Below are 10,437 nucleotides of genomic sequence, written 5' to 3' on the forward strand. Positions count from 1 at the left end.
CCGGGGCGACCGGCCGCTCGGGGCGCAGGTCACCGCGCTGGCCGAGCGGGCCGGGCTGGCGCTGACCCCGGCCGAGCGGCCGGTCGTCGCGGCGGTGCCGGCCCAGGCCGTCGGGGACTCCTTCGGGCTCACCCCCCGTGAGCGGGACGTGCTCCGGTTGCTCGCGCGGGGCTGGACCAACCGGCAGATAGCCGAGGAGTTGTACATCTCTCCGAAGACCGCAAGCGTGCACGTCTCCAACATCCTGGGCAAGCTGGAGGTCGGCGGTCGCGGCGAGGCCGCCGCGCTGGCCCACCGGTTGCGGCTGTTCCCCGATGACCTGGCCCCCTCGGGTCGGTGAATCCGCAGGTCGCCGACCGTACCCGGACGGTCGGCGACGGCCCGTCCCGGGTGGGCGGGCGCCGTCGCGTGCTCCCGTGCGCGCCGCGTGAGCCCCTACCCGCGCGCCGCCGCCAACCGGGCCGATCGGTCGGATTCGGCTCCATTTCCCCGCCTTGTCGCCATTACTCTAAGTTGAGTGTGCGTGTCATTGAGTGACGGAATTGGTGTAGGGTCCCGAGCGGGAGCATCGGTGCGGTGCGGCGGCCGGAAGGCCGCCCGCCCCCTGGGTCGCCGTCCTGACGGGGCGCCAGGCCACCGCGTACGGCCGAGAGGTACGCGGCCGGTGGTCCGTGGCCGGGGCGCCAGGCCCCGGGCCGGAGGGGGAGAGGCAGAGTGAGCTCCACCGATACGGTGCTGCCCGAAGCCGGACGACCGGGCGCGCCGCCCGCCGACGCGTCCGTCGCCGACCCGCCCGGGCCCGTCCGGCGCGGCCCGCTGAGCCGGCTCCGGGGGAGCCGCACACTGCCCGGCCTCACCCTCGGCGCGCTCTGCCTGGCCTATGCGCTGGGCGCCGCCGCCGGCTGGGGATCCCACCAACTCGCCATCTTCATGGGCGACTTCGGGCTCGCCGCGGCGGCCCTCGCGGCCGCGCTGTCCTGCCTGGTGTACGGCTGCACGGTCGGCGGCCACGCCCGCCCGGCCTGGCTGCTGTTCGGTCTCTCCTCGTTCATGGTCGCCTTCGGCAACGGCACCTGGGGCTGGTACGAGCTGGTCGTGCGCACCCCGCTGCCGCAGGACTCGCTCGCCGTCTACGCCTTCCTGCTGTTCCCCCCGCTCGCCATCACCGGCGTGCTGGTGCTGGCCCAGCACCCGCGTTCGGCGGCCGGCTGGCTGTGCCTGCTGCTCGACGGCTGGCTGATCGCCGGCTCGCTGTTCACCCTCAGCTGGAGCCTGGCGCTCGGCCGGATCGCGGCCGGCGAGAGCGGCTCCCCGCTGCGGCTGGCCCTCAACCTGGCCTACCCGGTGCTGGACATCCTGCTGGTCAGCCTGGTGGTCGGGCTGCGCTTCGGTGGCCGGGACGGCAACCGGGCGGCGGTGCACACCGCGATGCTCGCGCTCGCCGTCACCGTGACCTGCGACGCCCTGTTCACCTCCCCGGAGCTGCGCAGTAGCTACCACTCCGGCGAACTGCTGGACGCCGGCTGGTTCTCCGGCAGTCTGCTGCTCGCCTGGGCGCCGTGGTCCCCGGGCCGGCGCCGTCCGCTGCGCGAGCACCCCTCGGCCGGTGGCCTGCCGCGCCGCCGGGTGGCCACCACCTTCAGCGCGCTCACCCCGTACGCGGCCGCCGCGGTGTGCACCGCCGGAATCCTCTACAACGCCCTCGGCGGGCGGCAGTTGGACCGCGTGGTGGCCGCGGCCGCGTGCACCGTCGGGCTGGCACTGATCCTCAGGCAGGGCGTGATGCTGCTCGACAACCTGTCGCTGGCCCAGGAACTCGCCCACAAGGAGGCGCACTTCCGCTCCCTGGTACAGGGCTCCAGTGACGTCATCATGATCGCCGGGGCCAACGGCGTGCTCTCGTACGTCTCCCCGGCGGCGCTCGGCGTCTACGGGCGGGACCCGGAGGAGCTGGTCGGCGGCAACCTGCTGGACCTCGTCCACCCCGAGGACGTGGGCCGGGTGCTCTCCGAGGTCCGCCGCTACCTCGCCCGGGTGCGGCTCGCCGCCCACCGCACCCCGGGCACCGTCGAGCCCTCGGCCCGGGTGGAGTGCCGGATCAGCTCCGGCGTCGGCGAGTGGCTGCACGTCGAGTCGACCGTCAGCCGGCACCGCGACGGGCTGCTGCTGAACAGCCGGGACGTCACCGAACGCGTGATGCTCCAGGCCCAGTTGCAGCACAACGCGTTCCACGACCCGCTCACCGACCTGCCCAACCGGGCGCTGTTCGCCCAGCGGCTGCGCGGCGCCCTCGGCACCCGCGGCCAGCAGGGCGGCACCGGCGCCGGCATCGCGGTGCTCTTCCTCGACCTGGACGGCTTCAAGGCGGTCAACGACACCGCCGGCCACCAGGTCGGCGACGAACTGCTGGTGCAGGCCGCCCGCCGGCTGCAGGGCGCCGTCCGCTGCGGGGACACCGTCGCCCGGTTCGGCGGCGACGAGTTCGCCGCGCTGGTCTGCGGCCCGCTCGGCCGGCTGCAGGTCCAGGAGCTGGCCGAGCGGCTGCGGGTCGCGCTGTCCGAGCCGTACTGGATCGGCGGCGTCGAACTCGGCGTCGCCGCCAGCATCGGCATCGCCTTCGGCACCCCGGAACGCGGCCCGGCCGCCGACCCCAGGGCCGCCGCCGACGAGCTGATGCGCAACGCCGACCTGGCGATGTACCGGGCCAAGTCCGAGGGCAAGGGCCGGGTGGTGCTGTACGCCCCCGCGATGCGGGCCGACCTGGAGCGCCGCACCGAACTGGAGGAGCGGCTGCGGGTGGCCGTCCGGGAGGGCGGATTCACCCTGCTCCACCAGCCCGTGGTGGACCTCGCCAGCGGCGCGATCACCGCCGTCGAGGCCCAGGTCCGGTGGCGCTCGGCGGGCGGACTGCTGCTCACCCCGGCCGAGTTCCTGCGCTCGGCCGAGCACGGCGACGCCGGCACCCGGTTCTCCCGCTGGCTGGTCCACGAGGCGGTCGCGGCCGCCGCCGGTCGGCGCGACCCGTCCGGCCGGGGCCGCGGCGCGCCGTCACCCGTCCCGGTGGCCGTCCGGCTCTCCGTCGAGCGGCTCTGCTCGCCCGGCCTGTACGAGACGGTGGCCGCGGCGCTGCGCGACAGCGGGCTGCCGGCCGGCGAGCTGATGATCGAGGTGGCCCGGATGGGCCCGGACCGGCTCGCCGACGAACTCGGCCGCCGGCTGGCCGCGCTGCGCAGACTCGGCGTCTCCACCTGGCTGGCCGGCTACGGCGCGGGCGGCGGCTCGCTCGGGGCGCTCGCCCGGCTGCCGCTGGACGGGCTCAAGCTGGACCGCACGCTGGTCCAGGACCTGGGCGAGTCCGGGCTCAGCCGCACCCTGGCCGGGCACGTCCTGCGGCTCGGCCGGGACCTCGGGATGGCCACCGCCGCCGAGGGGGTGGACCTGCCCCGGCAGGTCGCCGCGTTGCAGGAGCTGGGCTGCCGGCTGGCCCAGGGCTCGGCCTTCGCCCCGCCGCTGGACGAGACCCGGCTGCGCCGGGCGCTGGCCCGCCGCGGCTACCCGCCGCCCAAGCCGCTCGGCTCGCTCTCCGCCCGCCGCGCCTACCTGGCCGCGGACGCCCGTACGAGTGGCCGCCAGGACACCCCGGGAGGACGTGTCGTACCTCACCACGGGGCCTCCGACCTGCCCGAACACCGGGCCGTGGCCGGTCCGGGAGCCGGTCCGCATGGCGAGACGGTCATCCCACCTGCTTGACACGCCACCCCGGACGGGAGGATGGTCGTTGCCATGCGCACCCGAATTCTCGTACTTGGCGGGCGCGTCGGCTGAGTGGGCTCACACGCCCCGCTCGTGACAGACCGACGCGCCACCCCTCGCATGCCCTTGGGCACGAGGGGTTTTTTGTTGCACTGACGCTGTTCCATCCGCAAGACCCCTGGCCCCGACCGGCCCGAAGAGTCCGACGTGTCGGATCGAGCGGGACGATTGAGGCAGAGCCGGCGATCGGCCCGGACCGGGACCCCACCCTCGCACCACCGGGGCCCGCAGTACCGGACCGGCAAAACCCGAGAAGAGACAGGCAGATGACCGAGCACGCCGCATCCCCCCGCCGCGGGGACAACCCGGCCGCCCACGCTCCCGCTCCCCAGCACGTCGCCGAGACCATGACCGGAGCCCAGTCGCTCATCCGCTCGCTCGAGGCCGTGGGCGCGGACACCGTCTTCGGCATCCCGGGCGGGGCCATCCTTCCCGCGTACGACCCGCTGATGGACTCGGTCAAGGTGCGCCACATCCTGGTCCGGCACGAGCAGGGCGCCGGCCACGCCGCCACCGGCTACGCCCAGGCCACCGGCAAGGTCGGGGTCTGCATGGCCACCTCCGGCCCCGGCGCCACCAACCTGGTCACCCCGATCGCCGACGCCTACATGGACTCGGTGCCGCTCGTCGCGATCACCGGCCAGGTCTCCTCCAAGGCGATCGGCACCGACGCCTTCCAGGAGGCGGACATCTGCGGCATCACGATGCCGATCACCAAGCACAACTACCTGGTCACCGACCCGGCCGAGATCCCCCGGGTGATCGCCGAGGCCTTCCACATCGCCGCCACCGGCCGCCCGGGCCCCGTCCTGGTGGACATCGCCAAGGACGCCCTGCAGGCCACCACCACCTTCCGGTGGCCGGTCGAGACCGCGCTGCCGGGCTACCGCCCGGTCACCAAGCCGCACGCCAAGCAGATCCGCGAGGCCGCGAAGATGCTGGTCGCCAGCAAGCGCCCGGTGCTCTACGTCGGCGGCGGCGTGCTCAAGGCGCGGGCCACCACCGAGCTGCGGATCCTCGCCGAGCTGACCGGCGCCCCGGTCGTCACCACCCTGATGGCGCTCGGCGCCTTCCCGGACAGCCACCCCCAGCACCTGGGCATGCCCGGGATGCACGGCTCCGTCCCGGCCGTCACCGCGCTGCAGAAGTCGGACCTGCTGTTCACCCTCGGCGCCCGCTTCGACGACCGGGTCACCGGCAGGCTGGACAGCTTCGCCCCGTACGCCAAGATCGTGCACGCGGACATCGACCCGGCCGAGATCGGCAAGAACCGCCCGGCGGACGTGCCGATCGTCGGAGACGCCCGCGAGGTGCTGGCCGACCTGATCGTCGCCGTCCAGGCCGAGTTCGACGCCGGCCACAAGGGTGACTACACGGAGTGGTGGCAGAAGCTCGACGAGTGGAAGAAGACCTACCCGCTGGGCTTCGAGCCGGCCCCGAACGGCCAGCTCTCCCCGCAACAGGTCATCGAGCGGATCGGCCGGCTCGTCGGCCCGGAGGCGATCTACGCGGCGGGCGTCGGCCAGCACCAGATGTGGAGCTCGCAGTACATCCGCTTCGAGAAGCCCGGCACCTGGCTCAACTCCGGTGGCGCCGGCACCATGGGCTACGCCGTCCCGGCGGCGATGGGCGCCAAGGCGGGCCGGCCGGAGTCGGTGGTCTGGGCCATCGACGGCGACGGCTGCTTCCAGATGACCAACCAGGAGCTGGTCACCTGCGCCCTGAACGACATCCCGATCAAGGTCGCGGTCATCAACAACGGCTCGCTGGGCATGGTCCGGCAGTGGCAGACGCTGTTCTACAACCAGCGCTACTCCAACACCGTGCTGCACTCCGGCCCCGAGCACGACGGCATCGCGCCGCCGGCCCAGGGCACCCGGATCCCCGACTTCGTCAAGCTGTCCGAGGCGATGGGCTGCGTCGGCCTGCGCTGCGAGCGCCCCGAGGACCTGGACGCGGTCATCGAGCAGGCGATGGCGATCAACGACCGCCCGGTGGTCATCGACTTCATCGTCCACCAGGACGCGATGGTGTGGCCCATGGTCGCGGCCGGCACCAGCAACGACGAGATCCAGTTCGCCAAGGGCGTCCGGCCCGACTTCGGCGACGACCTCGACTGACCGCCTCCCTGGCCCGCCCGTCGCCCACCGCCACCCTTCTCGGGGCCGGCTGCGCCGGACCCCCTCCTGTGCGACTGAGGAACCACATGTCCAAGCACACCCTCTCCGTCCTGGTCGAGAACAAGCCCGGCGTGCTCGCCCGCATCGCCGCGCTGTTCTCCCGTCGGGGCTTCAACATCGACTCCCTCGCCGTCGGCCCGACCGAGCATCCGGACGTGTCCCGGATGACGATCGTGGTCAACGTCGAGGACCTCCCGCTGGAACAGGTCACCAAGCAGCTCAACAAGCTCGTGAACGTGATAAAGATCGTCGAACTCGACCAGTCCGCTGCGATCCAGCGGGAACTGGTCCTGGTGAAGGTCCGCGCCGACAACGAGACCCGGTCGCAGATCGTCGAGATCGTCCAGCTGTTCCGTGCCAAGACCGTCGACGTGTCGCCGGAAGCGGTGACCATCGAGGCCACCGGCAGCTCGGACAAGCTGGAGGCCATGCTCCGGATGCTGGAGCCTTACGGCATCAAGGAGTTGGTCCAGTCCGGCCTGGTCGCCATCGGCCGCGGCGCGCGTTCCATCACGGACCGCTCGCTGCGCGCCCTCGACCGCAGCGCCTGACCGAGCGCTGTCTCGCCCTCCCGTCGCCCACCACCGCCCGTTCCACGGCGCGCTGGCGCGCGGCACCTTCCGAAGTACAACGACCGCACCCCGCCGGGACGGAATACGGTGAATACCGCACACCCGGCAACCATCACGCAAGGAGATGTGCCCCCGTGGCCGAGCTGTTCTACGAAGACGACGCCGACCTGTCCATCATCCAGGGCCGCAAGGTCGCGGTCATCGGCTACGGCAGCCAGGGCCACGCCCACGCGCTGTCCCTGCGCGACTCCGGCGCCGACGTCCGGGTCGGCCTGAAGCCGGAGTCCACGTCCCGCGCCAAGGCCGAGGAGGCCGGCCTGCGCGTGGTCACCCCGGCCGAGGCCGCCGCCGAGGCCGACGTCATCATGATCCTGGTGCCGGACCCGATCCAGGCCGACGTCTACGAGGCGGACATCGCCCCGCACCTGAAGGCCGGCGACGCCCTGTTCTTCGGCCACGGCCTGAACATCCGCTTCGGCTTCATCAAGCCCCCGGCGGACGTCGACGTCTGCATGGTCGCCCCGAAGGGCCCGGGCCACCTGGTCCGCCGCCAGTACGAGGAGGGCCGCGGCGTCCCCGCGATCGTCGCGGTCGAGCAGGACGCCTCGGGCAACGCCTTCGCCCTGGCGCTGTCGTACGCCAAGGGCCTGGGCGCCACCAAGGCCGGCGTCATCAAGACCACCTTCACCGAGGAGACCGAGACCGACCTGTTCGGTGAGCAGGCCGTCCTCTGCGGTGGCACCGCCGCCCTGGTGAAGGCCGGGTTCGAGACCCTGGTCGAGGCCGGCTACCAGCCGGAGATCGCCTACTTCGAGTGCCTGCACGAGCTGAAGCTGATCGTCGACCTGATGTACGAGGGCGGCCTGGAGAAGATGCGCTGGTCGGTCTCCGAGACCGCCGAGTGGGGCGACTACGTCACCGGCCCGCGCATCATCACCGCCGACACCAAGGCCGAGATGAAGAAGGTCCTGGCCGAGATCCAGGACGGCACCTTCGCCAACACCTGGATCGCCGAGTACAAGGCGGGCCTGCCCAAGTACAACGAGTACAAGAAGGCCGACGAGGACCACCTGCTGGAGACCACCGGCAAGAAGCTGCGCTCGCTGATGAGCTGGGTCAACGACAAGGCCTGAGGCTTTTCGCCCCATTTCGGTTCGTAACTCCCTTGTACAAGTAGGCTGCTCCCGTCCGGGTGATTTCGCCGGACGGGAGCAGCCTGGTACCCGGCCCGTCGATACACTTCCGAACACTTCCGAGTGCGCGTCAGGCCCACAGCGTCGTGCGTCTACCTACGCGGCATGCCACCTTCCCCGCCCTCGCACGCCACCTACGTGCCGTGGGGAACCGGACAGTTAAGGACCCACTGTCGTGAGCACTGCTACAACTGTGAAAACTGGCGTGGTACTGATCGCCGAAGAGCTGTCGCCCGCCACCGTCGACGCCCTCGGCCCCGACTTCGAGATCCGCCACTGCAACGGCGCCGACCGCACCGAGCTGCTCACCGCGATCGCCGACGTGGACGCGATCCTGATCCGCTCCGCCACCAAGGTCGACGCCGAGGCGCTGGCCGCCGCCCGCCGGCTCAAGGTGGTCGCCCGGGCCGGCGTGGGCCTGGACAACGTGGACGTGGCCGCCGCCACCAAGGCCGGCGTGATGGTCGTCAACGCGCCGACCTCCAACATCGTCACCGCCGCCGAACTCGCCTGCGGCCTGCTGATCTCCGTCGCCCGCAACATCGCTCCCGCCAACTCGGCGCTCAAGCAGGGCGAGTGGAAGCGCAACAAGTACACCGGCGTCGAGCTGAGCGAGAAGACCCTCGGAGTGGTCGGCCTCGGCCGGATCGGCGTCCTGGTCGCCCAGCGGATGTCCGCGTTCGGGATGAAGATCGTCGCGTACGACCCCTACATCCAGGCCGCCCGCGCCGCGCAGATGGGCGTCAAGCTGGTCTCGCTGGAGGAGCTGCTGGAGGTCTCGGACTTCATCACCGTCCACCTCCCCAAGACCCCCGAGACCATCGGCCTGATCGGCGACGAGGCGCTGCACAAGGTCAAGCCGAGCGTGCGCATCGTCAACGCCGCCCGCGGCGGCATCGTGGACGAGGAGGCGCTCGCCAGCGCCCTGCGCGAGGGCCGGGTGGCCGGCGCGGGCCTGGACGTGTACGCCAAGGAGCCGTGCACCGACTCCCCGCTGTTCGCCTTCGACAACGTGGTCGCCACCCCGCACCTGGGCGCCTCCACCGACGAGGCGCAGGAGAAGGCCGGCATCGCGGTCGCCAAGTCGGTGCGCCTGGCGCTGGCCGGCGAGCTGGTGCCGGACGCCGTCAACGTCCAGGGCGGCGTGATCGCCGAGGACGTGCGCCCGGGTCTGCCGCTGGCCGAGAAGCTCGGCCGGATCTTCACCGCGCTGGCCGGCGAGGTGGCCGTCCGCCTGGACGTCGAGGTCCGCGGCGAGATCACCCAGCACGACGTGAAGGTGCTCGAACTGTCCGCGCTGAAGGGCGTGTTCGAGGATGTGGTGGCGGAGACGGTGTCCTACGTCAACGCCCCGCTGTTCGCCCAGGAGCGGGGCGTCGAGGTCCGGCTGACCACTTCCAGCGAGAGCGCCGAGCACCGCAACGTGATCACCGTGCGCGGCACGCTGGCGACCGGCGAGGAGATCGCCATCTCCGGCACGCTGGCCGGCCCGAAGCAGACCCAGAAGATCGTCGGCGTGGACACCTTCGACGTCGACGTGGCGCTCACCGACCACATGGCCTTCTTCAAGTACGAGGACCGCCCCGGCGTGGTCGGCGTGCTCGGCCGCCACCTCGGCGACGCCGGCATCAACATCGCGGGCATGCAGGTCGCCCGGGACGGCGGCACCGCCCTCGCCTCCATCACCGTGGACAGCGAGATCCCGCAGGACGTGCTGACGGCGATCGCCGCCGAGATCGGCGCCCGCTTCGCGCGCTCGGTCGACCTGGGCTGAGTTCCAGCGCCCTGACCAGGGCCCGGACCGCCGTTTGCCCGGTGGTCCGGGCCCTGCTGCGTCCGCCCCGGTGGCCCCCGTCTCAGATACTAGGAAATCCGAGTATTCGTGCAGACACGGCCGGGGCGGGGTCGTACCGTGGAAGGGCCATACGGTGTGCCGCCCCTGTAGCCAGGGCGCGCGGCCCGTGTGCGCGTGCGCCCCCACGGGCAGGCGATCCCTGCTCCCGCGCGTACCCATCTCCCCTCCCGCGCCGCTCTGCGGCGCCGCTTCCAAGGAGCCCGGTATGCCCACCACTGCCGACCGCCACGCCACTTCCGCCCCCGCCGCCACCCCCGTCCGCGCCCCGCGCCGCCGCCGGGCGACCGAGCGGAACCCTTTCGCCGCCGCCGCGCTGCAGCGCTCGCTGGACCGCCGGGACAACGGCGGCGCCACCGGTCACCACTGAGCGGTCACCACTGAGCCGGCCGCGCAGGGCGGCGCCGACGGCGGCGTTCATCGGCCTACTGAGCCGATCGGGTTGACGCGACGTCACTCCAAGGAGTGCAACTGACGGCCATCCGGGGGAAGTCGCTCGTGCGCGGTGCGCGATCATCCTAATTTGGGGCCCCCGGAAGGGTGATCGACGTCCGCGCGGGCGGGCGTCAGCGACCTCCTCGGTATGCGGATCATTCTCCCCTTGCCGGGGAGAGGGTCCCTCGTGCGCCTGCCACCCGTCCGCCGGCCGATCGCCCGGATCGGTCTCACCCTGACCCTGCTGCTCGGAACCGCGGTGCTCGCCGCGGCCCCGGCGTCCGGCGGTCCACCGACCGCGGGCCCGCCGTCCGGGCGCCAGGCCTCCGTCCTGCTCGAACTCGACACCGAGGCGGCCGGCCCCGCCTGGCGGCGCGCCGCCGAGGGCGCGC

General features: G+C 72.4%; 8 protein-coding genes. All 8 read left to right on the forward strand.

Annotated elements, in window-relative coordinates; all coding sequences use genetic code 11:
• On the forward strand, nucleotides 1-340 hold a 340-nt coding region (locus BG452_RS21225; RefSeq protein WP_188305927.1), incomplete at its 5' end, for a response regulator transcription factor.
• Between the two features lie 476 nt (nucleotides 341-816).
• Complete coding sequence (locus BG452_RS21230; RefSeq protein WP_223242529.1) at nucleotides 817-3,750, forward strand: putative bifunctional diguanylate cyclase/phosphodiesterase; 2,934 nt, start codon at nucleotides 817-819, stop codon at nucleotides 3,748-3,750.
• A gap of 329 nt (nucleotides 3,751-4,079) precedes the next feature.
• A complete protein-coding gene (locus tag BG452_RS21235) occupies nucleotides 4,080-5,933 on the forward strand; it encodes an acetolactate synthase large subunit (protein ID WP_188305928.1) in 1,854 nt (617 codons plus the stop codon).
• A gap of 86 nt (nucleotides 5,934-6,019) precedes the next feature.
• Nucleotides 6,020-6,544 (forward strand): acetolactate synthase small subunit, encoded by a 525-nt coding sequence (gene ilvN, locus BG452_RS21240; protein ID WP_030286969.1) that lies wholly within the window; start codon nucleotides 6,020-6,022, stop codon nucleotides 6,542-6,544.
• Between the two features lie 155 nt (nucleotides 6,545-6,699).
• On the forward strand, nucleotides 6,700-7,698 hold the full coding sequence (gene ilvC / locus BG452_RS21245; RefSeq protein WP_188305929.1) for a ketol-acid reductoisomerase: 999 nt from the start codon (nucleotides 6,700-6,702) through the stop codon (nucleotides 7,696-7,698).
• A gap of 253 nt (nucleotides 7,699-7,951) precedes the next feature.
• On the forward strand, nucleotides 7,952-9,532 hold the full coding sequence (gene serA, locus BG452_RS21250) for a phosphoglycerate dehydrogenase (protein ID WP_188305932.1): 1,581 nt from the start codon (nucleotides 7,952-7,954) through the stop codon (nucleotides 9,530-9,532).
• A 286-nt stretch (nucleotides 9,533-9,818) separates the two neighbouring features.
• Nucleotides 9,819-9,980, forward strand: a complete 162-nt coding sequence (locus BG452_RS21255; protein ID WP_188305930.1) for a hypothetical protein — start codon at nucleotides 9,819-9,821, stop codon at nucleotides 9,978-9,980.
• Between the two features lie 252 nt (nucleotides 9,981-10,232).
• A partial coding sequence (locus tag BG452_RS21260; protein WP_223242528.1) for a hypothetical protein occupies nucleotides 10,233-10,437 on the forward strand: 205 nt, incomplete at its 3' end.

The sequence above is a fragment of the Streptomyces sp. CBMA123 genome, assembly GCF_014596465.1.
In the GTDB taxonomy this organism is placed as follows: Bacteria; Actinomycetota; Actinomycetes; order Streptomycetales; family Streptomycetaceae; genus Kitasatospora.

Coding starts and splice junctions, on each gene's coding strand:
- BG452_RS21235 (WP_188305928.1), top strand. CDS start 4,080: ATGACCGAGCACGCCGCATCCCCCCGCCGCGGGGACAACCCGGCCGCC.
- ilvN (WP_030286969.1), top strand. CDS start 6,020: ATGTCCAAGCACACCCTCTCCGTCCTGGTCGAGAACAAGCCCGGCGTG.
- BG452_RS21255 (WP_188305930.1), top strand. CDS start 9,819: ATGCCCACCACTGCCGACCGCCACGCCACTTCCGCCCCCGCCGCCACC.